The 26,100-nt window shown below is 35.4% G+C and carries 25 protein-coding genes and 1 tRNA gene; 17 read left to right on the top strand and 9 right to left on the bottom strand.

Features of this window, described 5'->3' with window-relative positions; genetic code table 11:
• Window positions 1–32: 32 nt before the first annotated feature.
• The gene (locus tag ACIQ1E_RS03450; protein WP_396168721.1) at window positions 33–218 is read right to left on the bottom strand and encodes a hypothetical protein; all 186 of its coding nucleotides are present in this window, start codon (window positions 216–218) and stop codon (window positions 33–35) included.
• A gap of 323 nt (window positions 219–541) precedes the next feature.
• Between ACIQ1E_RS03450 and ACIQ1E_RS03445 the strand changes: the two genes are divergently transcribed.
• The 5 genes from ACIQ1E_RS03445 to ACIQ1E_RS03425 all read left to right on the top strand — a co-directional run bounded on the left by ACIQ1E_RS03445 (window position 542) and on the right by ACIQ1E_RS03425 (window position 5,140).
• A complete protein-coding gene (locus ACIQ1E_RS03445; protein ID WP_396168719.1) occupies window positions 542–1,024 on the top strand; it encodes a T9SS type A sorting domain-containing protein in 483 nt (160 codons plus the stop codon).
• Entirely contained in the window at window positions 1,021–1,635 is a 615-nt protein-coding gene (locus tag ACIQ1E_RS03440; protein ID WP_396168718.1) for an outer membrane beta-barrel protein, read from the top strand. The genes ACIQ1E_RS03445 and ACIQ1E_RS03440 overlap by 4 nt, the downstream gene beginning before the upstream one ends.
• Window positions 1,636–1,643: 8 nt before the next feature.
• Window positions 1,644–3,848 carry a hypothetical protein gene (locus ACIQ1E_RS03435; RefSeq protein ID WP_396168716.1) on the top strand — a complete coding sequence of 735 codons (2,205 nt, stop codon included), beginning with the start codon at window positions 1,644–1,646 and terminating at the stop codon, window positions 3,846–3,848.
• 783 nt (window positions 3,849–4,631) lie between these two features.
• Window positions 4,632–4,703: transfer RNA gene (locus ACIQ1E_RS03430), tRNA-Ile, on the top strand.
• Between the two features lie 215 nt (window positions 4,704–4,918).
• Complete coding sequence (locus ACIQ1E_RS03425) at window positions 4,919–5,140, top strand: hypothetical protein (RefSeq protein ID WP_396168714.1); 222 nt, start codon at window positions 4,919–4,921, stop codon at window positions 5,138–5,140.
• A gap of 30 nt (window positions 5,141–5,170) precedes the next feature.
• Here the strand turns inward: ACIQ1E_RS03425 and ACIQ1E_RS03420 are convergent, their stop codons facing one another.
• Window positions 5,171–5,758, bottom strand: coding sequence for a riboflavin synthase (locus tag ACIQ1E_RS03420; RefSeq protein WP_396168712.1), 588 nt, complete (start codon window positions 5,756–5,758; stop codon window positions 5,171–5,173).
• A 57-nt stretch (window positions 5,759–5,815) separates the two neighbouring features.
• On the opposite strand from ACIQ1E_RS03420, the gene pdxA reads away from it, so the two are divergent.
• From pdxA to accC, 6 genes are all read left to right on the top strand, one after another.
• Entirely contained in the window at window positions 5,816–6,859 is a 1,044-nt protein-coding gene (pdxA, locus tag ACIQ1E_RS03415) for a 4-hydroxythreonine-4-phosphate dehydrogenase PdxA (RefSeq protein ID WP_396168710.1), read from the top strand.
• A 90-nt stretch (window positions 6,860–6,949) separates the two neighbouring features.
• The gene (locus ACIQ1E_RS03410; RefSeq protein ID WP_396168708.1) at window positions 6,950–7,501 is read left to right on the top strand and encodes a YceD family protein; all 552 of its coding nucleotides are present in this window, start codon (window positions 6,950–6,952) and stop codon (window positions 7,499–7,501) included.
• Window positions 7,502–7,510: 9 nt separating this feature from the next.
• Window positions 7,511–7,705: a 50S ribosomal protein L32 gene (rpmF, locus tag ACIQ1E_RS03405; protein ID WP_007137315.1), complete on the top strand. Its 195-nt coding sequence runs from the start codon at window positions 7,511–7,513 to the stop codon at window positions 7,703–7,705.
• A gap of 174 nt (window positions 7,706–7,879) precedes the next feature.
• The gene (locus tag ACIQ1E_RS03400; RefSeq protein ID WP_396168706.1) at window positions 7,880–8,878 is read left to right on the top strand and encodes a beta-ketoacyl-ACP synthase III; all 999 of its coding nucleotides are present in this window, start codon (window positions 7,880–7,882) and stop codon (window positions 8,876–8,878) included.
• Between the two features lie 22 nt (window positions 8,879–8,900).
• Window positions 8,901–9,377, top strand: coding sequence for an acetyl-CoA carboxylase biotin carboxyl carrier protein (gene accB, locus ACIQ1E_RS03395; protein ID WP_396168704.1), 477 nt, complete (start codon window positions 8,901–8,903; stop codon window positions 9,375–9,377).
• 94 nt (window positions 9,378–9,471) lie between these two features.
• Window positions 9,472–10,818 (top strand): acetyl-CoA carboxylase biotin carboxylase subunit, encoded by a 1,347-nt coding sequence (gene accC, locus ACIQ1E_RS03390; protein WP_396168703.1) that lies wholly within the window; start codon window positions 9,472–9,474, stop codon window positions 10,816–10,818.
• A 78-nt stretch (window positions 10,819–10,896) separates the two neighbouring features.
• On the opposite strand, the gene ACIQ1E_RS03385 is transcribed toward accC, so the two are convergent.
• Window positions 10,897–12,798, bottom strand: coding sequence for an alpha/beta fold hydrolase (locus ACIQ1E_RS03385; protein ID WP_396168701.1), 1,902 nt, complete (start codon window positions 12,796–12,798; stop codon window positions 10,897–10,899).
• Between the two features lie 129 nt (window positions 12,799–12,927).
• On the opposite strand from ACIQ1E_RS03385, the gene mtgA reads away from it, so the two are divergent.
• The gene (gene mtgA, locus ACIQ1E_RS03380; protein ID WP_396168699.1) at window positions 12,928–13,668 is read left to right on the top strand and encodes a monofunctional biosynthetic peptidoglycan transglycosylase; all 741 of its coding nucleotides are present in this window, start codon (window positions 12,928–12,930) and stop codon (window positions 13,666–13,668) included.
• Between the two features lie 114 nt (window positions 13,669–13,782).
• Here the strand turns inward: mtgA and ACIQ1E_RS03375 are convergent, their stop codons facing one another.
• The 5 genes from ACIQ1E_RS03375 to ACIQ1E_RS03355 all read right to left on the bottom strand — a co-directional run bounded on the left by ACIQ1E_RS03375 (window position 13,783) and on the right by ACIQ1E_RS03355 (window position 19,237).
• Window positions 13,783–14,220, bottom strand: a complete 438-nt coding sequence (locus ACIQ1E_RS03375) for a hypothetical protein (protein WP_396168697.1) — start codon at window positions 14,218–14,220, stop codon at window positions 13,783–13,785.
• Window positions 14,221–14,385: 165 nt separating this feature from the next.
• On the bottom strand, window positions 14,386–15,375 hold the full coding sequence (locus ACIQ1E_RS03370) for an aspartate-semialdehyde dehydrogenase (RefSeq protein WP_396168696.1): 990 nt from the start codon (window positions 15,373–15,375) through the stop codon (window positions 14,386–14,388).
• Window positions 15,376–15,691: 316 nt separating this feature from the next.
• Entirely contained in the window at window positions 15,692–16,108 is a 417-nt protein-coding gene (gene mscL, locus ACIQ1E_RS03365) for a large conductance mechanosensitive channel protein MscL (protein WP_396168694.1), read from the bottom strand.
• A gap of 51 nt (window positions 16,109–16,159) precedes the next feature.
• Window positions 16,160–18,604, bottom strand: a complete 2,445-nt coding sequence (locus ACIQ1E_RS03360; protein WP_396168692.1) for a bifunctional UDP-N-acetylmuramoyl-tripeptide:D-alanyl-D-alanine ligase/alanine racemase — start codon at window positions 18,602–18,604, stop codon at window positions 16,160–16,162.
• Window positions 18,605–18,607: 3 nt separating this feature from the next.
• Window positions 18,608–19,237, bottom strand: a complete 630-nt coding sequence (locus ACIQ1E_RS03355) for a thymidine kinase (protein ID WP_396168690.1) — start codon at window positions 19,235–19,237, stop codon at window positions 18,608–18,610.
• A 101-nt stretch (window positions 19,238–19,338) separates the two neighbouring features.
• On the opposite strand from ACIQ1E_RS03355, the gene ACIQ1E_RS03350 reads away from it, so the two are divergent.
• From ACIQ1E_RS03350 to ACIQ1E_RS03340, 3 genes are all read left to right on the top strand, one after another.
• Window positions 19,339–20,280: a hypothetical protein gene (locus tag ACIQ1E_RS03350; protein ID WP_396168688.1), complete on the top strand. Its 942-nt coding sequence runs from the start codon at window positions 19,339–19,341 to the stop codon at window positions 20,278–20,280.
• A complete protein-coding gene (rsmI, locus tag ACIQ1E_RS03345; RefSeq protein ID WP_396168686.1) occupies window positions 20,273–20,950 on the top strand; it encodes a 16S rRNA (cytidine(1402)-2'-O)-methyltransferase in 678 nt (225 codons plus the stop codon). Before ACIQ1E_RS03350 ends, rsmI begins: the two co-directional genes overlap by 8 nt.
• A gap of 376 nt (window positions 20,951–21,326) precedes the next feature.
• Complete coding sequence (locus ACIQ1E_RS03340) at window positions 21,327–21,674, top strand: HopJ type III effector protein (RefSeq protein WP_396168684.1); 348 nt, start codon at window positions 21,327–21,329, stop codon at window positions 21,672–21,674.
• A 172-nt stretch (window positions 21,675–21,846) separates the two neighbouring features.
• Here ACIQ1E_RS03340 and ade read toward each other — a convergent pair whose 3' ends face one another.
• Window positions 21,847–23,469, bottom strand: coding sequence for an adenine deaminase (gene ade / locus ACIQ1E_RS03335; RefSeq protein ID WP_396168682.1), 1,623 nt, complete (start codon window positions 23,467–23,469; stop codon window positions 21,847–21,849).
• 303 nt (window positions 23,470–23,772) lie between these two features.
• Here ade and recJ point away from each other — a divergent pair, with 303 nt between their 5' ends.
• Both recJ and ACIQ1E_RS03325 read left to right on the top strand, forming a co-directional pair.
• Window positions 23,773–25,461 carry a single-stranded-DNA-specific exonuclease RecJ gene (recJ, locus tag ACIQ1E_RS03330; RefSeq protein ID WP_396168680.1) on the top strand — a complete coding sequence of 563 codons (1,689 nt, stop codon included), beginning with the start codon at window positions 23,773–23,775 and terminating at the stop codon, window positions 25,459–25,461.
• 4 nt (window positions 25,462–25,465) lie between these two features.
• Window positions 25,466–26,100, top strand: a 635-nt coding sequence (locus tag ACIQ1E_RS03325; protein WP_396168678.1) for an MFS transporter, incomplete at its 3' end; no start/stop codon positions are given.

Here is a 26,100-nt window from a genome sequence, read left to right as displayed (position 1 = left end):
ACTAACAAGCTTGTACAATCTTTTAAAGGCTTTTAAAATTGAAAACTATAAAAGGACAGCTTGCCCTTAATGTACTTCCTAAGGTTCTCAACGTCCATATCAGCATCATGCGCCACTTCTCTAGTCTTAAAGTTTTTCTCTTTGATGATCTCAAGGATACGCTGACCAAGAAGCAAGATTTCTTGATCCATTTCTGACTTTCTTACTCTCTTTTCCATACTGGAAAATTACTTTCAACCGATTAAAAATATGTGATTGTAAAAATCAGATTGTTTACAACTGTTTTTAATTTACATTTGTAAAAAATTATTTTGTCCAAATGAGGTTTCCCGTAAGGAAAGAATAATCTCTTACTATAATTTTGGTCATTAACTTGAAATCAAGCTCGTTTCATGAATAGAAAGTTCATTTTGATTAAAGTTTGCCCGCTGCATTTTGAATGCAGTGTAAAAGGCTAAAATTGTACTGAATAATTGTTTCTATATCAATTCAGCAGCTTTAATATTCTCGAGTAGCCGTAATACCAACAATATAAAAAATTATGAGATATACAGTACTTATGTTTTTATGCTTGAACACCTTTATTTACGGACAAACACTCCATCACCAGATGCTTTCTTCTCAAGGAAAAAGTGTTGAGATTGCTAATGGAATGCTCGTGAGCCAGTCTATTGGACAACAAAGCGCAATTGGTAACAATACAAATGGGCATACAGTTGGACAGGGATTCCAACAAAGTAATTGGAAAAAATATGTCAATAACAATATAATCACTGCCATTTCTACCATCACTTATCCCAACCCTTTTGTAACTGCTATAAATTTTCAGTTTTCTATACCCGTTAAAGACAAAATACTAATTGAGGTATTTGATATTCGAGGAAGATTGGTTTTTAAAGAAGAAAAAATGGCGTCTGAGACTCTCCTAACTATTGATTTGGTCCAATTACCGTCTAGTAATTATTTGGCTCGATTAACAGCTCCCAACTACACTTATTATTCACAAATTTTAAAACAAGAATGAAAAATTTATTTTATTTAATTGCAGTATTTTGTTGGCTGGCAACAGCTCAAGCCCAAGAGGTTTATTTTTCCACTGGAAAAAATTTCACTACTTATAATTTTAAGAATTCATCCGGCAATACTAATTCTAATTTAAAAAATGGAACTGGTAATTTTTATGAAGTAGGATACATACAGCCTTTCGAAAATGAAAAATTTAGCTATTCATTAGGTTTAGCTTTAAATGAATATAACAACACAGGTGGCAATTCAGCAAATAGTTATTCCTGGGAAACTCAATATCTCGGTTTGCAAGGAGGTTTAATGTACTCTATTGTTGACAGAGGTAATTTTGATATTCTACCTAAATTGGGCTTAAATATGGCAACAATAGTAAGTGGCAAACAAAGTATTAATGGAACTTATTATGACTTGACCGATGAAAAAGAATTCTCAGGGTTATTAGTTACTCCTTCAATAGGGGTTCAAATAAAATACAATCTTTCTTCTGATGGATTCATAAGTCTAGGATATAACTATTGCTTCGGACTTAACCCGACCAATGCTACAGACCAAAAATTATCATTTAGCACCAACCAATTACAATTTGGCGTTCATTATGCCTTTAATTAAAAATTAATATGAAAAAAATATACATTTTATTTTTACTGTTTTTCGCATTATTCTCAAACGCTCAAAACGGAATTACGTATCAGGCAGTAATATTAAATCCACAAGGAGAAGAATTGCCAGGAGCTGATAACTCAAGAGCTCCATTAGTAAACAAAAACATTTGCTTGCGCTTTAAAATTTTAAAAGGAGCATCTCTTCTAGAATATCAGGAAACAATAGCTGCTACCACAGATGAATTTGGAATGGTTAATCTAATAATTGGCACAGGAACAAAAACAGGAGGTACAACGCTGAATTTTGGTACTATTAATTGGGATGGTAATCCAAAAAATCTTGCTGTGGAATTAGACACCACAGGAAATTGCTCAGGTTTTTTGGAAATAAGTAATCAACCTTTTACATCTGTTCCATATGCTTATTACGCAGCTAATTCAGGAACTCCTGGTACACCAGGTGCTGTTGGAAAGTCAGCGTATCAAGTTTGGTTGGATGCTGGAAATACAGGAACATTGCAACAATACTTGGATTCGCTAAAAGGAACAGCTGGCACTCCAGGTGCTGTTGGTAAGTCAGCTTATCAAATATGGTTGGATGCTGGAAATACTGGAACTTTACAACAATACTTGGATTCGCTAAAAGGAACAGCTGGTACTCCAGGGGCTGTTGGTAAGTCAGCTTATCAAATATGGTTGGATGCTGGAAATACAGGAACATTGCAACAATACTTGGATTCGCTAAAAGGAACAGCTGGCACTCCAGGTGCTGTTGGTAAGTCAGCTTATCAAATATGGTTGGATGCTGGAAATACTGGAACTTTACAACAATACTTGGATTCGCTAAAAGGAACAGCTGGTAGTAATGGAAGTAATTCATTAATAAAAACAACCATTGAACTGGCAGGAACAAATTGTGTAAACGGAGGTACAAAAATAGAAGTAGGTTTGGATTCAAACTTAAATGGAGTCTTAGATGCAAACGAAGTAAATGTATCACAAACAAAATATGTTTGTAATGGAGAAACTGGACCACAAGGGCCTGCTGGCTCATCAAATGTAACAATTGGGAGTAATGCAAGTTATAGTGATTCAGAATTTACCTTTTTATCTAGCCAGGAGGGTACTGATGGAGTTATAATTCATAGATTAAGTAATAATGGAAAATATTTTATTTTTTCAAATGCATCTTATGATATATATAATTCTAATTTTCAAACTAGTTTAAGTAACGTTGGAAAAGTCTGGATTGTAAAGTATGAAAATGGTGTTTTTGAAAAAATTGGACAAGATTTTATTGGGACTTATGCAAATCAAAGTTTAGGTAATGTAATTGGCATAAATGGTGATGGTACAAAAATATTTTTCACACAAAAGGAATCAAATTTAACAGATTTTTCATTTAAGATATATAATTTAATTAATAATAACTGGGTGTTAAATTCTACAATTTTAAATCCAATTGGTGATTCACATGAAATGAATGAATCTGGCAATCTAATTATTGCTATGAAAGGTAATTATCCTTATACTACAAACTATTCGGATTTAATTATTTATACCAATAATAGTAATTCTTGGAATGTTAATCAATACCCTTTGACGGGTATAAGGGGAGGACAATGCAGAATAAATCAAAATGGAGATTATATCATGGTTTCAAACAGTAACCAGACACTAGATGTCTCTGGAGGTTTAAATGGTAGAACAGCTGTTTACAATTACAATGGTTCAACATTGACTCAAGTTGGGGGGTTTATTGAAGGGCCGACTCCATTAGCTTGGGGTTCGCAATTTTGTATTTCAAATAATGGTTTAAAAATTGGTATATCAACAGGATTTTGGAATACTAGTTTAGGTAATAATACTTCGAGACCTGTTTTTATTAAAACTTTTCAGTATAATCTAGCAAGTAATACTTGGAATCAATACAATAATGATTTAGTTTTTTCATCTGGCTTAGCTAATAATACAATACATTATATTAATTTTAATAATAATTCCGAAGAAATATTAACAGCTATTAAGAATAATAATACTTCATTGTCTCTAAAACATTATTATGTTAGATACAGAAGTTTAAATAATAATTGGAATCAACTAGGTTCTATAATTTATATGCAAAGTGCAGATGTTTTATCTGGTGAAATGTTTTTTAAGTCAAATATTCTTTCATATTCTAATTATAGTACATTATTACGAATTAAAGATTTTAACTGATGTTTTAATTAAGTATTAAAGGGCAATCAAGCGGTCTCTTTCCTCTCGTTTGCTTAGTTCCGCTGGGCTGTTCCAGTCAGTCATTCTTCCTTCCATTCCACAGACCATTTGAACCCAAAATAAGAGCAGCTAAGAAAAATAGCAGCTCTTTTTTGTTTTCTGCATTCCCAGTCTTCACACGCTCTCTCAATTCATTCGTCAGGGCTAATAAATCCAACATACAGCTTCATTCCGTTGCACTACATTTCAGCAGTATTATTGTCTTTCGCCCTTTGTTGATTCAGCGGTTGCTCCTATGACTAGCTATTGGGGTTTGCTCCGTTAGCACTTTGCATTAAATCAAGGAACGCTTCGCTGACTTTTATTTTTTCCCCAACGTTTCACGCTACTATCCCTTCTTTCCACTTCGCAAAAGCTACGTTTCACTCTCGGTCTAGTGTAGCTAGTCATTTGCCGCAACACCGCACCTTGCTCCTCAAAAAATATTCCATAAAAATTCCATATTTTTTTGCGGTGCTGCTGGGTGTTATTCCTAACGATGACCATTTCCTGAAAGATAAAAAATAAAGCAAATTTAGAGTTCATAATTCACTCCCAGTCAGTCGTGCCTCCTTCCATTCTCGTTCATTATTTCCTCAATTTGAATGGCTTTCTTTTTTTTCTTTTTTTTCTTTTGGAAAAAGTAATATATTTGGCTCAAGTATAACAAACCTATTTTAAAACCAGGTTTTGGTTTGCGCATAGTTTGTACAATCAGTGTAAGGCTTTTAAAACGTCCTATATTCCTATAGCTCATTCGGTTAGAGCAACTGACTCATAATCAGTAGGTGCTTGGTTCGATTCCAAGTGGGACCACATAAAACCCTGCAGAATCGATAGTTTTGTAGGTTTTTTTTATTCAAATGTTAAATCATTGTATTTAATCGTTAAAAATAGTGCTTTTAACGATTGAATTATTGTTTTATTGGTAAATAAAAATAACTTTGCTTACACTATTTTATGGAAATCAAGTTATCTAATAATTTTAGAGTATCCTTTTTCTATAAGAACGATTTATTTTTTAAATAAATATGAAAATTATTGCAAATAAGTTTTTTATAACAGCGCTATTCCTTTTGGGTAGTATTGTTCTATTTGCAGGACCAACGCCCCCACCACCAAATTTTAAAAGCCCCCCCCCACCACCAGGTTTACCTATAGATGATAGTATTTTAATTTTAGTTGCAATTGCAATACTTTTCGGAATTTACATTATTTACAATCACAATATAAAAACAAAAACTCCAAGTTAAATTGGAGTTTTTTTTTGGTTAATTCATTTCTTATTTATTCGAATACAATTTTGAAATATACTTGCCTATCAAATCGAATTCAAGATTTACCTTAGTGCCATTTTCAAAAGAATTAAAATTAGTGTGCTCATAAGTATAAGGGATAATAGCAACACTAAACTGGTTTTTTCTTGAATCTACAACTGTTAAGCTTACTCCATTTACTGTTATGGATCCTTTCTCGATAGTGATATTGCCAATAGCATCGTCATATTCAAATGTATAAAACCAACTTCCGTTAGTTTCATTGGCAACAATGCAAGTAGCAACTTGGTCTACATGTCCCTGAACAATATGGCCATCGAGTCGATCCCCTAATCGCATTGCTCTCTCTAGATTAACGCTATCACCTACTTTAAGCTGCGATAAATTTGTTTTTTTTATGGTTTCAGCAATGGCAGTTACCGTGTAAAGGTTTTTATTGATAGACACAATCGTCATACAAATGCCATTATGAGCAACGCTTTGGTCAATCTTAAGTTCATCAGTGATTAAGGATTCAATGGTAATATGAACGTTGTCTTTGTCTTTTTTTATTTCTTGGACCTTGCCAAGTGATTCTATAATTCCTGTAAACATTTCTTATTTTATTTTACTAAATTTGCACTTCAAAATTAGCAATAAATACCTGATCTCATGATAAAAAAAGCAGAAAATATAATCGTTGGAATTTCGATTGGAGATTTAAACGGTATTGGAAGCGAAATTATTCTAAAAACATTCGAAGATTCTCGAATGTTAGAATTGTGTACTCCGGTGATCTTTGCCAATGTAAAAATTCTTTCCTTTATAAAAAAGACGCTCGAATCTACAGCCGTACTTCACGGAATAGATAGGTTAGACCAAATCGTTTTAGGAAAAATCAATGTGCTGAATGTTTGGCAGGAAGGCGTAGATATCAATTTTGGGGTTAATGATGAAAATGTTGGAAAATACGCGATTAAATCTTTTGTTGCTGCGACCAAGGCGTTGAAAGAAGGTTTGATAGATGTATTGGTGACTGCTCCTATAAATAAGTACAACATTCAAGCTGACAATTTTAAATTTCCAGGTCATACCGATTATCTTGATCAGGAATTGGAAGGCAATGCTTTAATGTTGATGGTTCAAGACAGTTTGAGAGTAGGTTTGCTTACGGATCATATCCCGTTGAACGATGTTGCTTCTCATCTTACCGAAGAATTGATTATTAAGAAAATTGAAACGATAAAACAGACTGTCATTCAAGATTTTAGTATCAACAAGCCGAAAATTGCCGTTTTAGGATTGAATCCTCATTGCGGAGATGGCGGTGTAATTGGTAAAGAAGACGATACTGTTTTAAAACCTGCATTAAAAAAAATATTCGAGAAAGGAACATTGGTTTTTGGTCCATTTGCTGCCGACGGGTTTTTCGGAAGTAATCAATATGATAAATATGACGCAGTTATCGCGACTTATCATGATCAAGGGTTAATTCCTTTCAAAACATTGTCTTTTGGGAACGGAGTAAATTATACAGCAGGGTTAAATAAAATTAGAACTTCACCAGATCACGGAACAGCGTATGACATCGCTGGAAAAGGCATAGCTGATTATAATTCGTTCAAAGAAGCTGTTTATTTGGCCATTGATGTTTTTAATTCTAGAAATGAGTACGCTGAAATCAGCCAAAAACCGCTGAAAACAAAAGAAAAATAGATATAAATAAAAAAAGATAAATAAGATTATTAGATTTCCAATAATTTTATATCTTTGCACTCCCGAAGTTTCGGGAAAATTGTTGTTGAAATGAACAAGACGAAAGAATATTTAATTCCTTTTATAGGATTAAAGCTAGGGAAACATCATTTTGAATATCAAATAGATAATGCGTTCTTTGAAATCTTTGATTATCACGAATTTAATAATTCAGACATCAAAGTAAATGTAGTTTTAGAGAAAAAAAGTACTCTACTAGAGTTGGCTTTCAAGCATCAAGGGACAGTAAATGTGCCTTGCGATATGACAAACGAAGAATTTGATTTGCCAATTAAAGGTAAAATGAAATTGATTGTTCGTTTTGGAGATGCTTTTAATAATGACAATGAAGAGTTGCTTATTTTGCCACACGGAGAGTTTCAAGTAGATATTTCACAATATATTTATGAAATGATTGTGCTATCAGTGCCTCTAAGACGGATTCATCCAGGGGTTAAAGATGGAAGTTTAAATACTGAAGCTTTGGCAAAACTGAAGGAATTGACAATAAAAGAACTAAAGAAAGAGAATAAAAAAGAACAAAAAGAAGAAAATATTGACCCACGTTGGGACAAATTAAAGCAACTATTAACGGATAAATAATATAGTAAAATGGCACATCCTAAGAGAAAAATCTCCAAAACAAGAAGAGATAAAAGAAGAACACATTACAAGGCTACTGTAGCTCAAATCGCAACTTGTCCAATTACAGGAGAAGCACATTTATACCACAGAGCTTACTGGCACGAAGGGAAAATGTATTATAGAGGGCAGGTTGTTATAGATAAATCTGTAGCTGTTGCTTAATACATTTTTGTAAATGATATCTAAACTCTCACTTTGTGGGAGTTTTTTTTGTTGTTTATAATTTCTGTTAAATTAGAACTATTAAAACAAGAAGGATTAAAAAAAAAATTGTAATTTTCGAGTCCTTTAGAAATTTATTTAAATAATAGCATTTGGCTAGAAAAATAGAATATAATGAATAAAATTACAGCCGCAATCACAGCTGTTGGAGCTTATGTTCCAGACTACGTGCTGACAAACAAAATTCTAGAAACCTTAGTTGACACCAATGATGAGTGGATTACTTCAAGAACTGGAATAAAAGAAAGAAGAATTTTAAAAGATGATACTAAAGGAACTTCTTTTTTGGCGATAAATGCCGCTTTAGACCTCATTAAAAAATCAAATATAGACCCTCTTGAAATAGATTTAGTCCTTTTAGCGACAGCAACAGCTGATATGCCCGTTGCATCGACTGGGGCTTACGTTGCCACCGAAATTGGAGCTACAAATGCATTTGCTTATGATTTGCAATCAGCTTGTTCAAGTTTTTTATACGGTATGTCTACAGCTGCAGCATACATAGAATCTGGAAGATATAAAAAAGTATTATTAATAGGAGCAGACAAAATGTCTTCTATTGTTGATTACACCGATAGAGCAACTTGTATAATTTTTGGAGATGGAGCTGGAGCCGCTTTATTCGAACCTAATTACGAAGGCTTAGGATTGCAAGATGAATATCTTAGAACTGATGGAACAGGCAGAGAATATCTGAAAATGACAGCGGGAGGTTCACTTTTTCCAGCGTCAGAACAGACAGTTATGGCTAACCAACACAATATTATTCAAGACGGAAAAACAGTTTTTAAGTATGCTGTAACCAATATGTCTGATGCTTGTGACTTGATTATGCAGCGAAATAATTTGACTAATGAAGATGTTGCCTGGCTAGTACCACACCAAGCTAACAAAAGAATTATTGATGCGATCTCTAGCAGAATGAATTTAGAAGATTCAAAAGTATTGATGAACATCGAGAGATACGGAAACACAACTTCGGCAACTCTTCCTTTAGTTCTAAGTGATTTTGAACATTTGTTTAAAAAAGGAGATACAGTTATATTTGCAGCTTTCGGCGGCGGATTCTCTTGGGGATCGATTTATCTAAAATGGGCTTACGATAAAAAATAAAATTAAACTAAAACAAGTAATTATGGATTTAAAAGAAATTCAAAATCTAATCAAATTCGTTGCAAATTCAGGTGTTGCCGAAGTTAAATTAGAAATGGATGATGTGAAAATCACCATTAGAACAACTCTAGAAGGAAATGTATCAGAAGCTACATTTGTTCAAATGCCGGCTCAAGCTGCACTACAACCAGTTGCAGTTCCTCAGCAAATCGCTCCAGTTGAGGCTACTCCTGCAGCTCCAGCAGTTGAAAACTCAAATTATATCACAGTAAAATCACCTATGATTGGTACGTTTTATAGAAAACCATCTCCAGACAAACCTTTGTTTGTAGAAGTTGGAAGTACTATAGCAAAAGGTGATGTTCTTTGTGTAGTGGAGGCAATGAAGTTATTTAATGAAATTGAATCTGAAGTTTCTGGAAAAATCGTTAAGATTTTAGTTGACGACATGTCGCCAGTGGAATACGATCAACCTTTGTTTTTAGTAGATCCATCATAAAAAGTTAGAAATTAGAAGTTAGAAGTTAGAAGATGTATTCTCACTTCATAATTTAATGTCTAATGGACCTTTGTCTAATATCTAATAAAAGATTATGTTTAAAAAAATATTAATTGCAAATAGAGGGGAAATTGCTCTTCGCATCATTAGAACCTGTCGAGAAATGGGTATCAAAACGGTAGCTGTTTACTCTACAGCGGATGCGGATAGTTTGCACGTAAAATTTGCTGACGAAGCGGTTTGTATAGGACCACCACCAAGCAATTTATCTTACCTGAAAATGTCAAATATTATTGCTGCTGCCGAGATAACCAACGCAGATGCAATACATCCTGGGTATGGATTCCTTTCTGAAAATTCAAAATTTTCAAAAATATGTCAAGAACACGGTGTAAAATTTATTGGAGCATCGCCTGAAATGATTGACAGAATGGGAGATAAAGCTTCTGCCAAAGCTACAATGAAAGCAGCAGGAGTTCCTTGCGTCCCAGGTTCTGACGGTTTATTAGAATCTTTCGAACAAGCACAAGCACTTTCTAAAGAAATGGGTTATCCTGTAATGTTAAAAGCTACTGCAGGTGGCGGCGGAAAAGGAATGCGTGCTGTTTGGGCCGAAGAGGATTTGCTAAAAGCTTGGGAAGGCGCTCGTCAAGAATCAGCGGCAGCTTTTGGTAATGACGGAATGTATCTAGAAAAACTTATCGAAGAACCAAGACATATTGAGATTCAAGTTGTAGGTGATTCTTTTGGTAAGGCTTGTCATCTTTCTGAAAGAGATTGCTCGGTTCAAAGACGTCACCAAAAATTGACTGAAGAAACCCCCTCGCCATTTATGACCGACGAATTACGTAAAAAGATGGGAGAAGCAGCAGTAAAAGCAGCTGAATTCATCAAATACGAAGGTGCTGGAACCGTAGAATTTTTGGTTGACAAACATCGTAATTTCTACTTTATGGAAATGAATACACGTATCCAAGTAGAGCACCCAATTACGGAACAAGTTATTGATTATGATTTAATTCGCGAGCAGATTTTAGTGGCTGCTGGTGTGCCTATTTCTGGTAAAAACTATTTACCACAATTGCACGCCATCGAATGTCGTATCAATGCCGAAGATCCATACAATGAATTTAGACCATCACCAGGAAAAATAACTACACTTCATATGCCTGGAGGTCATGGAGTTCGTTTGGACACACACGTTTATTCTGGTTACACAATTCCGCCAAACTACGATTCAATGATTGCAAAATTGATTACGACCGCTCAAACGCGTGAAGAAGCTATAAGCAAAATGAGAAGAGCTTTGGATGAATTTGTTATCGAAGGAATCAAAACTACTATTCCGTTCCACAGACAATTGATGGATGATCCAAGATATATCTCTGGTGATTATACCACTGCTTTTATGGATACTTTCAAAATGAATGATCCTGAATAGAAGCTAACTTTATATTTAAAAAAAAATCCCGTTTTCCAAAAGAAAACGGGATTTTTTGTATGTCGAAATGAGTGTTTTCTACAAAGTTTCTTTCAACCATTTGTAAAATTCTCTATGCCAAACTAAGGCATTTTGTGGCTTTAAAACCCAATGGTTTTCTTCTGGAAAATAGAGAAATCTGCTTTTTATCCCGAGCATTTGTGCTGCTTGAAATGCTTCTTGTGACTGACCAATTGGCACTCTAAAATCATTTCCTCCTTGGATGATTAGTATTGGGGCATTCCACTTACTGACAAAATTGATAGGATTGAATTTAGTATATGCTTTTTGGGCCATTGCGTTATCTTTTTCCCAATAGGCTCCGCCAAAATCCCAATAATTAAAGAACACTTCTTCGGTAGTGCCGAACATACTTTGAGTATTGAAAACACCGTCGTGGGCAATAAATGTTTTGAATCTGTTGTTATGAATTCCAGCTAGATAAAAAGCTGAATATCCACCATAACTTGCGCCAACACAACCCAAACGGGCTTTGTCGACATATTTTTCTTTAGCCACATCATCAATCGCCGATAGGCAGTCATCCATCACTTGGCCACCCCAATCTTTGCTAATTTGTTCGTTCCATTCTACGCCGTGACCGTGCATTCCGCGACGATTAGGAGCTACAACTATATAACCATTGGCAGCCATTAATTGGAAATTCCATCGGAACGAATAAAATTGAGTCAATGGAGATTGTGGTCCGCCTTGGCAATACAGCAAGGTTGGGTATTTTTTTGTAGCATCAAAATTGGGTGGAAGAATTACCCAAACCAACATTTTTTTGCCATCGGTAGTAGTTACATATCTTTTTTCGGTTTTGCTTAAAGCCAATGAATTGTAGGTTGCCGTGTTCACATTAGATAATTGGAGCCAGGTTTTATTCTTTAGATTGTAAGAATAAATTTCGGCCGCGTGATTCATATCGGTTCGGGTAACAAGGACAGTGTCACCAGACAAACCAATTAAGCCCGAAACATCAAAATCGCCATTTGTCAGTTGAACTACCTGTGGTAGTTTTTTAGTTAGACCAGGAAAATCTACTTCAAATAACTGAAGTGTCCCATCGATTGGAGCTTGAAAATATACTTTTTTGCCATCGGCGCTCCATATGAAACTCTCAACTGTCCCATCCCAATGTGCCGTTAAGTTGATATTAATTCCTTTAAAACTAACAACTATGTCATTTTTATCAGCTTCGTATCCGTCACGTTTCATTTGCAGCCAAGACAAATTGCCTGCCGGCGAAAATTTTGGGTTGGTATCATAACCTAAGTTACCTTCGGTTCGGTTGATTGTTTTTTTAGTATCTAAATTGTATTCGTAAATGTCTGTGTTAGTGCTAATGGCGTATGATGTTCCCGCTTTTTTCTTGCAAACGTATAAAATGCTTTTACTGTCAGGCGACCAAATATAATCTTCGTCTCCGCCAAATGGTTTTTGTGGGCTATCGAAATTTTCTCCTTTCAAAATGTCGATTCCTACAGCACCTTCTTTGTTTTCCTTATAAAAAACGTGATTGAATTTGCCTTCATTCCATTTGTCCCAGTGGCGATAATCCAATCCATTATAGATTTGAACATTGGATTTTTCCAGTTCAGGGTAAAAATCCTTTCCGTGAACTTTGTCTATTTTTACCACTTCATCGTAAACAATGTATTTTCCATCTGGCGAAATATTTTTGTCATTCAATAACTCTTTGGTTGAGCTAACTTCGGTTGCTTTGCCGCCATTTATAGGTAAAGAATACAATTTTGAATTCGATTTATTTTCTTCGGCAGAAGGAATATCTACTTTGTAAACAATGTTTTTCCCGTCTTTAGAAATACCTAAAGGGGATACTCTTCCTAGTTTCAAAAGCAAGTCTGGAGACATTACATTTTGTGCCATTACGTTTAAACTCATTATTGTCAAGGTTATAAGTGCTGTTTTCTTCATTGTTTATCGTGAATTTTTTAGGGTTTAAAAATACGAATTCTATTCCTATTTAATAGCAGATTATTAATTCTAATATTGTAAAACTGAAGCTATTTTTTTTACTTTTATAAAAATTTCAGATATAGTAGAATGGCAACAAAAATGACGTCAAAAAAACCAAAGAAAACAACCAGTAAAGACGCAGATACCTTCAAGAATAAGCTATCACGGTTTTTATTCAAAGCAGCCATGTGGTTTTTTGGAAGTTCTATTTTTTTTGTGGTGGTTTTTAAATTTGTGCCAGTGCCATTTACACCATTGATGCTGATTCGAACCATAGAAAATATATCGGCAGGAAAGGAAAATTACTTCAGTCACGATTGGGAACCCATCGAAAACATTTCGAATAATCTGCAGAAAGCGGTGATTGCAAGTGAAGACGGAACTTTCTTGACGCATAATGGTTTCGATTTTACTGCGATGCAAAAAGCGTACAAGAACAATGAAAGAGGCCGAAGAATTAAGGGAGGGAGCACTATTTCGCAACAGACGGCCAAGAATGTATTTCTTTGGCAAGGCCGAAGTTATTTGCGCAAAGCGCTTGAAGCGTATTTTACTGTTCTAATAGAGTTGATTTGGGGCAAAGAGCGCATTATGGAAGTCTATCTTAATAGTATAGAAATGGGGAATGGCATTTATGGAGCTCAGGCTGCAACTCAACATTGGTATCGAAAGGACGCCAAAAGCCTTACCAAAACCCAAGCTGCGGGAATTGCAGCTATTTTACCGAATCCAAGAAAATATTCTGCAACAAGTTCATCATCCTACATCAACAACCGAAAAGCTAAAATTGTCCGTATTATGGGACATATTGGTAAAATAGAATATTAGAGCAATTATAAATAGTATTAAATTTTGGATTTTTGATTTTTTTCAGGTTTTTTGGATATATAAAAAAATGCCTAAATTTACTTTAGGCATTTTTTATTGTCTTGTTAATGATTTTTATAGCTTCATTGTTAATCCAATTCCAGGAGATAATCCAGAAATATTTCCACCAGCAATTTCTACATAAAAACCCCATTTGTCATTCCAAAAATAACGCCCTCCAAACTGAAGACCAAAATTCATATCGCTTGTATCCTTGCCGTTTTCGTCTCCATTAAAAATGGAATAACCAACATTAGCACCACCATAAACATCCCATGCATCATCTGAAATTCCAAACAAATTATCAAAATAATAGTTTCCTTTTACCCCTAAATTGATCCAATCCAGATCTAAGCTGGTTCCTACTCCGGGAGCAATAGTGATATCTCTACTAACAGGAATTTCGTAGTTAATACCTACTAGTCCAAAATTTAATTCCTTTCTGGCTTGTCCAAAAACATTTGCAAAATTCAATAATAGTGCAAAAACAAATACTAAAGCAGTTTTTTTCATATGTTACTTTTTAAAAGGTTATTTACAAATGTATTGAAATTTTTATTGAATTGTATAGCGTACAAAGTAATATCTGTTATTTATCTAAAAGATACGAAAACAAAATCCGACTGACTTTACTATAAAGTAAAATCAATCGGATTAGAAAAAATTAACTTATTGGGTTTACACTAAATTATGTGCAACCAAATATTGAGCAATTTGAATGGTGTTTGTCGCGGCTCCTTTTCTCAAGTTATCGGCAACAATCCACATATTTAAAGTATTGGCTTGGCTTTCGTCACGACGAATTCTACCTACAAACACTTCATTTCTACCTTCAGAATATCTTGGCATTGGATAGGTGAAAGTGTCTAAATTATCTTGAACGACAATGCCTTCGGTTTGACTCAAAATCGTTCGAACTTCGTTTACATCAAAATCATTGCTGAACTGTACATTGACAGCTTCACTGTGACCTCCAACTACAGGAACACGAACGGCAGTTGCAGTTACAGCAACACTGTTATCTCCTAATATTTTTTTGGTTTCATTTGACAATTTCATTTCTTCTTTGGTATAACCATTGGCTTCGAAACTATCGCATTGAGGGATACAGTTGCGGTTGATTTTGTATTTGTAAACCATATCACCTTCAATTCCTGCACATTCATTTTCGAATTGTTGAACAGCTTTTACCCCAGTTCCAGTGATTGATTGGTAAGTTGAAACCACCACACGCTTGATGTTGTATTTTTTGTGTAATGGAGCCAAAGCCAAAACCATTTGTATTGTTGAACAGTTTGGATTGGCAATAATTTTATCGTCTTTTGTCAATTCCGATGCATTGATTTCAGGAACGATTAGTTTTTTAGAGGGGTCCATTCTCCAAGCTGATGAATTGTCGATAACGGTTGTTCCCGCAGCGGCAAATTTTGGCGCCCAGTCTATTGAAGTTTGACCACCAGCAGAAAAAACAGCAATGTCCGCTTTCATATCAACAGCGGTTTGCAATCCGACTACGGTGTGTTTTTGACCTTTAAATTCGATTACTTTTCCAACAGATCTTTCTGAAGCAACAAGAATTAATTCGGTGTATGGAAAATTAGTTTCTTCGATTATTTTTAACATTATTTCGCCAACCATTCCAGTGGCTCCTACAACTGCAAGTTTCATAGTATTATATTTAAATTTATTTTGTTTTTTGAGATACAAAAGTAAGGAATAATTAAACAAAAACAAGGGCGTTAACAAAAAATAACAAAATGTTACATTTACAACAATTATAAAAAAGAACCACGCTTTTGGGCGTGGTTTAGTTAGAATATATAATGTAGCGGAAATTGAAACTTTGTGTAATTCTCTAAAAATCAGATAATTTCCCTGTATAATACCGATATAGTTTGAATATAGTTCTCCCGATAGCAATCGGGATTATTGGACTATATTGACCCGAGCGATAGCGAATAGGCGAAGCAAAACATAATCGGTATCATTTTTTAAGCAAATCGCGAATTTGAGTAAGCAATTCTTCTTGTGTTGGTCCAGCAGGTGCTGCAGGTGCAGCTTCTTCTTTCTTTTTAGCTTTTTCAGCAGCTCTTAAAACTACAAAAATGAAAAAGGAAATGATGACAAAATTAATGATTGCTTGCACTAAATTACCATAAGTAATTACCGCTGCGCCAGCAGTCTTTGCCGCCGCTAGATTATCATAACTATTTCCGTCCAGCGTGATGAATTTTTGTGTAAAATCGATTCCGCCAGTGATCAAACCCACGACAGGCATGATAACATCATCTACGGCCGAACCCACGATTTTGCCAAAAGCACCGCCAATAACAACCGCAGTTGCTAAACTCAATACGTCTCCCTTCATCAAAGAAGCCTTAAAATCTGCAAAAAATCCCATAATATATTTGTTTATTGATTAATAACTAGTTACGAAAATAGTAAATTTTTATTATTCTCGGTAAAAAATACGTTTTACCCGTTGTGAAATGCTAGTCAAAATTTCATAAGGAATGGTTTGTAATTGCTCAGCAATCATTGAAACGCTAGGATTTAGCCCAAAAACAACAACTGAATCTCCTTCTTTACAACCAATTCCGGTAACATCTACCATCAACATATCCATACAAATACTACCTACGATGGTTGCTTTTTGGCTACTAATTGTTACAAAACCTACTCCATTTCCCCAATGTCTCGAAATTCCATCGGCATAACCAATAGGAATTGTAGCAATTTTTGTGGGCTTATTGGCAACAAACCGTCTTCCATATCCCACGCTTTCGCCTGCTTGAATGGTTCTAATTTGTGAAATGATCGATTTTAATGTCCCTACATTTTCCAAATATTTTTGTTCTTCGGCATCATTGGAAACCCCGTAAAGTCCAATGCCAAGGCGCACCATATCGTATTGTGCTTGTGGAAAATTAGTAATTCCTGAAGTGTTTAAAATATGCCGAATAGGACTTATTTGTAATGCAATCATCAATTTTGCAGACAATTTTTCGAATAAATCAATCTGCGAATGCGCAAATTCTCGAAATTCAAAAGCATCACTCGTAGCCATGTGTGACAAAATACTTTTGACGCTTACGAATGAATTATCTTTTAAAACGGAAATCAATTCATCTATATTTTCTTCTTCAAAACCCAAACGATGCATTCCAGTGTCGAGTTTGATATGAATAGGAAACTGTTTCAAATTCCGCTGTTCGGCAATTTTAAGAAAAGCATTCAGTCCTTTCAAACTGTATATTTCAGGCTCTAATTTATATTGTATGATTGCCGAAAAACTTGTGGTTTCTGGATTTAAGACCATTATTGGCAACGTAATTCCAGCATTTTTTAATGAAATTCCTTCATCTGCGAAGGCCACACCCAAATAATCTACCTTGTGGTGTTCAAGAAGTTTAGCAATTTCAAATCCGCCACTTCCGTAGCCAAAAGCTTTGACCATTACCATCATTTTGGTTGTGGGTTTTAGTTTTGATTTATAAAAACTAAGGTTATGACTAATGGCATTGAGGTTTATTTCTAAAGCTGTTTCGTGCTTTTTCTCTTCTAAGGCGGCGACAATTTCTTCAAATTGAAAATGTCTCGCTCCTTTGATTAAGATGGCTTCATTGTTGAAATTCAAAGTATTGAAACACTCAAAGAAATCAGCTGTATTTTTAAAAACTACGCAATTGTCAAATTTATTTTTGAATGCCGAAATAGTCTCACCAATACCGATAACCTTATCGATTTTATGAGAGGTAATCAACTGCGAAACTTTCGAATACAATGCTTCATTTGGCAAACCGCTTTGGAAAATATCCGAAAGAATAATCGTTTTGTTTTTGAATTGAGTTTGGCTTTCCAGAAAATCCAAGGCTATTTTCAGCGACTGAAAATCCGAACTATAACTATCATCTATCACTGTACAGTTGTTGATTCCGTTTTTGACTTTCAGTCTCATTTCTACGGGATACAGCCATTTCATTCGATTTTGAATCGTTTCCGGGTCATAGTTGAAACTTAAAAAAACCATTAAACAGCTAATGGCATTTTCAATTGAAGCCTCATCCTGAAAAGGAATTTGCACATCAAAATTATCTCTTTCATAGCGAATTTGCAAAATCGTTTTGTCTTCAATTACTTTTTTAACGACAAATACATCAGCAGATTCATCACTGAAACTCCAGGAAAATGATTTTAATTTTGGGGCAATAAATAAGTCAACTATTTTATTTTTTTGATAAATTAGTAGTTTCGAATGTTTGAAAAGTTTTAATTTTTCCTTGATTTTTTGCTCCAAATTGTCAAAACCTTCGTCGTGAGCCGAACCGATATTGGTCAAAATTCCGATAGTTGGTCTGATGATGGTTTCTAATTTTTCCATTTCATTCATTTTGGAAATCCCCGCTTCAAAAATGCCTAGATTGTGCATTTCGTTGGTCGCAATTACCGATAAGGGAACGCCAACTTGAGAATTGTAACTTTTAGGGCTTCGAATGATGTTGAAATCAGGACTCAAAAGAAAGTTTAACCATTCCTTGACAATTGTTTTTCCGTTACTTCCCGTCAATCCGATGACAGGAAATTTAAAAAGGTTTCGATGGTAAGCCGCAAATTGTTGTAAGGAATCTAGGGTATTCTCAACAACAAAAAAAGCAGCTTTGTTTGATAATCCATCAGGAATGTATGTAACGACAAAATTTTGTACTCCTTTATCAATTAAGGATGAAATGTAAATATGTGCATCGTTGTTGGGGCCTACTAAGGCAAAAAATAATGTTTTTTCATTATTTTGCAAAGAACGACTATCAATAGATACATTATCGATTGTTCCATTGAAACCCTCTTCAGTACTTTGGATTTGAAGGATTTTTTCGATATTGTGAGTAGATAAATTCAAGGTTTACTCTTGATTTTTGTTCGTTTTCTCAGCAACTAATTTATGGTTTTCCTCACTCTTTTGCATCGCATAAAAATAAGCTGCGCGACTCAAAGGCTCGTATTCTTCGGTTTCGCCAAGCATCACAAGTTTGTCGTTGTCGGTTTTTCTAAAACTATAATTGGCCAAATTCCCTGTGCGAGTACAAACAGCGTGCACTTTGGTTACATATTCTGCGGTAGCCATCAAGGCAGGCATCGGGCCAAAAGGATTTCCCTTGAAATCCATATCCAATCCTGCAACAATCACACGTATGCCTTGGTTGGCCAAATCGTTGCAAATTTTCACGATTTCGTCATCAAAAAATTGGGCTTCGTCAATACCAACTACATCGCAACCTTGAGCCAAAATGGCTATATTGGCCGCCGCTGGAACTGGCGTGGAACGAATTTCATTCGCATCGTGAGACACCACCATTTCATCATGATAGCGAGTATCAATACTAGGCTTAAAAATTTCTACTTTTTGCTTAGCAAATTGCGCGCGCTTGAGTCTGCGAATAAGCTCTTCGGTTTTACCCGAGAACATTGAACCGCATATAACTTCGATCCAACCAAATTGTTCTTTATGATTTACTGTATTTTCGAGAAACATTTTGTATTTTTCTGCCTTTAAAAAGGAATTGTTTTTATTACTTTGTAAAGAAACAAATTTATTAAAAAAGACACACCCTACTCACTATAATTTCAAAAGTTATGAAGAAAAAATTGGAAGCCGACTTAATTAGTATTGCACATCGAGTTTTGCAGATGAAAAACAAATCCGACATCAATCAATTGTGCATTGAAACAAGGAAACTATATGAAAAACTGACTGTTTTGCAATTTGTAGAAGAACATTTTGAGGGGGCCAAACCTACCATTGGACAAGCAGAAGTAGTAGCGAAAATGAAGCAATTTTTCGAAGAAAATCATTTGGCCGAGGTGAAACCTGCAATGTCAAAACTAGAGGCAGTTGTCGAAAATGTTGTTGAAGCAGAAGAGGATTTAGAAGAAATCAATGATGATGAAATTGTTGATGATGAAATAGCAGCATCGAACGAACTTGAATTTAACGAACCAGAGCCTGACGAAGAGGGAGAAGGGGAGGAACTTGCTGAAGAAGCAGCCGTTCCTGCGAACGAAATTAGTTTCATGCCTGCTTTTGAATTAGATATCGAAGATGAAGAGGAGGTTTCTGAACCTAAAAAAGCCGAAGCAGTGCAGATTTCGTTCGAGGATTTTTTAGGAGGCAACTTTGACGCTACACATTTTGTAAAAGTGGATCCACTTGAGAATATTCCAACAACAATTGTAATCGAAAGTCCATTGGAGCTTGAGCCAGAATTAAATTTTGAGAAACCGGAGACAAATAATGCCGATGCGGTTGAGTCAAAAATAGTTTCTTTGAATGAAAAGTTATCCCAGGGAATAAACATTGATTTGAATGATAGAATTGGTTTTGTAAAAAATCTGTTTGGCAATAGCGAGGAAGATTACACTCGAGTTTTAAATCAATTGATAACTTATGATAATTTTTCGGAAGCCAAAGATTTTATCTTAGATATGGTAAAACCTGATTATGAAGATTGGGTAGGTAAAGAAGAATACGAACAACGCTTTATGGAAATTATTGAGAAAAAATTCTCGAATGGGTAAATTATATATAGTTCCAACGCCCATTGGCAACCTCGAAGATATGACTTTTCGCGCGATTCGAATTCTCAAAGAAGTCGATTTGATTCTTGCTGAAGACACGCGCACCAGCGGAAAATTGCTCAAACATTTCGAGATTGGCACTCATATGCACAGTCATCATATGCACAACGAGCACAAGACCGTTGAGAATTTAATCTCGAGATTGAAAGCGGGCGAAACCATTGCTTTGATTTCGGATGCGGGAACGCCGGCGATTTCCGATCCTGGATTTTTGCTCACTCGGGCTTGTGTAGAAAACAAAATTGATGTGGAATGTTTGCCAGGAGCCACGGCTTTTGTACCCGCTTTGGTCAACAGTGGTTTGCCGAACGACAGATTCATTTTCGAAGGTTTTTTGCCAGAAAAAAAAGGAAGACAAACCCGATATTTGGCTCTCGCCGAAGAAACACGTACAATGATTTTATATGTTTCTCCACATAAATTGGTCAAGACCTTGGCTGAATTCATTACCTATTTTGGCGAAGACCGACAAATTTGTGTTTCAAGAGAATTGTCAAAATTGCACGAAGAGAATGTCCGAGGAACGGTGCGTGAAGTATTGACCCATTTTGAAAATAAATTACCAAAAGGAGAAATCGTAGTTGTGGTTGCGGGTAAATCGTCAAAATAATGCATAAATCATATAATCAAGAAATTTTCATGAGTTTAATGGCTAATTTTTTGTTATTACAAATTGTAGTTTCAATAATTTGGTTTTTTATTTATAGACTTTTTAATCAAAATATTTTAAAAAATGGGAAAATTATTTTTTTTTCAAATGTAATATTTTATTTGGGTTTGAATATTTATATGATTTTTGAAATTTACAATGAACCCGATTTAAGAATTGGAGGAATTAGTTTTGTTTTTGAAATGTATACTTTATTTTTAAGCATAATTTTTACTTTTTTACTTTTCGTTGAATACTTGATCTTCTATAAAATCTTTAAACATTTGAAACAAAAATAAACCTATTCTACTTAATCATACACAAGGTAAATTACATAATGAGTATCACTTCTTTTTTAAAAAAGTTAAAACAAACACCAAACACCATTACATTCCCAAAAACCATTGCCGTTATTGAGGAAAATTACGATTTTACGCCAACGGCTTTCGATAATGGAACACAACATAATGAAGCTGGACAAAACTCAGGTTCTTGTAAATTATTTGCTTTTGCCAAATTGCAAAATTTAACTCAGACAGAAACATTAGCTTGTTTTGGAGCCTATTATTTTGAAGAAGTATTAGGAAATCCAGAAGGAACAAATCACCAAAACATTCGCAATTTTATAAAATTAGGTTGGGATGGGATTAGGTTTGCTGGAGAAGCTTTGACTTTGAAAGCTTAAAAAGTTTGTCATTTCGACGAAGGAGAAATCACACAACGAGAGCAACTAATGCGATTTCTCCTTCGTCTAAATGAACAAAAAATACAATAAAATCTTTGTGAACTTCGTGCCTTCTTTGTGAACTTTGTGGTTAAATAATTTCTACTTAAATGACCTTAAATGCCTTATATGGTTAGACAACTTCCAAGTCCACAAATGAAAATGTATTTCCGCTAAACAATCCTTTATCGGATAATTTCAAATCGGGAATAACTAGCAAAGCCATAAACGAAAGCGTCATAAAAGGTGCTTTCAAATTGCTGCCCAATTCTTTTGCCATAGCATCAATTTCCTGATATAATTTTCCGGTTTCCCAGCCATTTTTGTCGCTCATAATTCCAGCAACTGGCAAGGGCAGCATTTTGTTTTTGAAACCATTCACGGCGCAAACTCCACCCGTATTTTTTATAATTAGATTCACTGCATTGCAAATTTCCTCGTCTGAAGTTCCCACGACCACAATATTATGACAATCGTGCGCCACAGAACTAGCAATCGCCCCTTTTTTCAAGCCAAAATTCTTGATGAAAGCAATCGCTGGTTTTGTGTTTTCATAACGATTCACGACAGCCATTTTCAAGATGTCATTTTCCGTGTCTGAAACTAGTTGCCCATCAATGATTAATGATTTATGATGAATTTCATTAGTAATCAATTGTCCTTCTAAAGCTTCGATAATTCTAATTTTTGAGCCAGAACCCAAAACGGCAAAATCACTGATTTCTTTGGAAGTGATATTGAAATTATTGGGAGTTTCAAACGGAATAGGTGCCACAAACGATTCGCCATTAGCAGCAACTAATTCTCCATTGATATAAGTTTGTTTTACTTTAAAATTAATCAAATCTTCAACCACGATAAAATCGGCAGCATCGTTTTCTTGTAACAATCCCACGTTCATTTTGTAATGATTCACAGGATTCACGCAAGCGGCTTGCAAGATTTTGAAAACATCAATTCCTTTGGCAACAGCACGCGCACAAAGCAAATTAATGTGTCCCACAATCAAATCGTCGGGATGTTTGTCGTCGGAACAGAACATCATATTTTCGTGGTTTTCAGGAAGTAAATCAATTAACGCTTCAAAGTTTTTGGCGGCACTTCCTTCGCGAATGAGAATCTTCATTCCGAGCGATAGTTTCTCTTCGGCTTCTTCGTAAGTGAAGCATTCGTGGTCGGTAGTAATTCCAGCAGAAATGTATTTTTTTATGGGTTCGCCTCGCAATCCAGGAGCGTGACCATCAACAGGTTTGCCGAAATGTTTGGCCCATTCGATTTTCTTCAAAACTTCTGCTTCGTCAAATAAAACGCCGGGATAATTCATCATTTCCGCCAAATAATAAATATCGGGCGAAGACATCAATTCCTTGATTCCGTCTGAATCTATTATCGCTCCTGCGGTTTCAAACTGAGTGGCGGGAACACAAGAAGGCGCTCCAAAATGAAATTTCAACGGCACTTTTTTGCCGTTTTCAATCATATAATATACACCCGCTGCGCCTAAAACATTGGCAATTTCGTGCGGATCTGATATTGTGGCAATCGTTCCGTGCAGCACGGCAATTTTTGCAAATTCAGAAGGAACAAGCATCGAACTTTCGATATGAATATGAGAATCGATAAATCCAGGAAGAATAAAGGATTTGATATCGTGATTTTTTTCAATAATTGAAGTGATTTTTCCGTTTTCGACCGTGATTTCCCCAGCATAAATGCGTCGATTTTCGATGTCAACAATTTGTCCTTGAACTTGCATTTGGTTTTTTTAAAAAGATGTACTCAAAAGTACTGCGATTTTACTTTAGTTGTAATTTTTTTTACCGCAGATTCGCAGATTATTTTTTAATTTTTTATCCGAAAGCTGAAATTACGTAGATTTTTTGTGTTTACATTTATGTGTTTTGTGACGCACATTGTCAAATCTCGCAGGATCTGCCCCACGCAGGTTATTAATTTTTTTAATCTGCGAACCTGCGGTTAATTTCCGCAATGTTTACATTATTTAGCTATTTTAAACTAAATTTGTCCATATCACGAAACCCTAATTAGTAAATCAAATATGCGCTGGACTCTCAAACCAAAACCTGCTGAAGAAAAGATAAAATTACTTGCTGAAGCTCTGAAAGTCGAGGAATTTGTGGCCACTTTACTAGTGCAGCGAGGGATTGAAACTTACGAAGAAGCCAGACTGTTTTTTCGTCCCACATTAGCCGATTTGCATAATCCATTTTTGATGAAAGATATGGATAAAGCGGTCGAGCGTATCGAATTGGCGATTGAAAACGGCGAAAATATTCTCGTTTTTGGAGATTATGATGTCGATGGAACCACGGCTGTTTCCTTGGTTTCATCGTATTTGAAGACTTATTATCCAAATGTTGCGACTTACATTCCAGATCGTTATGACGAAGGATATGGCATTTCTTTCAAAGGAATTGATTATGCCGATGATAATGGTTTTTCGTTGATTATTGCTTTGGATTGCGGTATAAAATCCATCGATCATGTTGCTTACGCCAAAGAAAAAAACATTGATTTTATCATATGTGACCACCACCGACCAGGAGCGTCTTTGCCCGAAGCGGTTGCAGTTTTGGATCCCAAAAGGGAAGATTGTAGCTATCCTTACGATGAATTGTGCGGTTGCGGCATTGGTTTTAAACTTATTCAAGCCTTGGGTGAAAACCGAAATCAAACCATCGAAGATTTGACTTCTTATTTGGATTTGGTGGCTACGGCAATTGCAGCAGATATCGTTCCGATGACGGGAGAAAATCGAATAATGGCTTATTTTGGTTTGCAAGTAATCAATGCAGATCCGAGGCCGGGAATCAAAGCTTTGGTTCATCAGGTAAAAAAGAAAACCTTAGATATTACCGATGTTGTTTTTATAATCGCTCCCCGAATTAATGCAGCGGGAAGAATCAAACACGGTAATCACGCTGTCGAACTGCTTTCGGAATTTGATTTTGAACAAGCCCAACAATTTGCATCAGAAATCGAAGCCTATAATTCGGAACGGAAAGATTTAGACAAACAAATTACCAAAGAAGCACTGGGTCAAATTCTGGAAAATAATGAAGAAAAACGTTTTACGACAGTGGTTTTTCAAGAAAATTGGCACAAAGGTGTAATTGGAATTGTGGCTTCGAGATTGATAGAAACCTATTATCGTCCGACCTTGGTTTTTACCAAAAGTGGTGACAAATATGCCGCTTCGGCCAGATCGGTCAAAGGTTTTGATGTCTATAATGCCTTAGAAGCTTGCTCGGAACATTTGGAACAATTTGGTGGACATATGTATGCTGCGGGAATGACTTTGAAGGAAGAAAACTATTTGGCTTTCAAAAATGCATTCGAAAGAGAAGTCGAGAGAACCATTCATCCCGATATGCTAACGCCAGAAATTTCGATAGATGCTGAAATAGAACTATCCGATGTTACGCCAAAATTGATTCGGATTTTGAAACAATTTGAACCTTATGGACCGCAGAATATGACGCCTGTTTTTGTGACTAAAAATGTAAATGACACAGGTTACGCGCAGCAATTGGGAGCCGAAAATGAACATTTAAAACTTTTTGTACGTCAGATTAATTCGGAAGGAATGGCGGCAATTGGTTTTGGATTAGGAATTAAAATTGAATTGACTAAAAATAAGAAGCCGTTTGATGCGGTCTATTGCATCGATGAAAATGAATGGAATGGTAAAACTACTATTCAATTGCGATTGAAAGATATAAATTAAAAGTATGGAAGTTAAAGTTAGAGATGCCTACGCAGCTTTGCGATACAGAGAATTCAATATGTTTTTGTTGATGCGATTTGCCATGGTTTTTGCTTGGTCAATGCAGTTTATCATCATTGAATGGGAAGTGTATAGTTTGACCAAAAGTGCTCTTTCGTTAGGCATGATTGGATTAATGGAGGTAATACCTGCAATTGGGATGGCTTTGTTTGCTGGACATATTGTAGATCAGAAAGAGAAAAAAGGAATGCTTGTAAAATGTATTTTAGGTTTTTCTATTATTAGTTTTGGCTTGTTTTTATTGACTTGGCCTAGAGTGGTCAGTGATTGGTCAACCGACACCATTTTGTATTCTATTTATTTTTTGGTCTTTTTGGGTGGATTAGTTCGTGCTTTTTTGGGGCCAACCATCTTTTCGCTGATGTCTTTAATTGTTCCTAAAAAAGCCTATCCAAATGCAGCCACTTGGAGCAGTTCGGTTTGGCAAATTGGAGCTGTTGTTGGGCCAGCATTTGCAGGATTTTCGATTACTTTTATTGGTGTACATTGGTCGATGTGTACTATTCTTGCCTGTTCAGTTTTTGCCTTAATGATGTTGACACAAATTTCAAAGAAGCCTATTTTGAATCCAAAAATTGG

This window comes from Flavobacterium sp. (assembly GCF_044348915.1).
GTDB lineage: Bacteria > Bacteroidota > Bacteroidia > Flavobacteriales > Flavobacteriaceae > Flavobacterium.
Note: the sequence above shows the minus strand (reverse complement) of the source record. Positions and strands in the feature narration are given on the sequence as shown.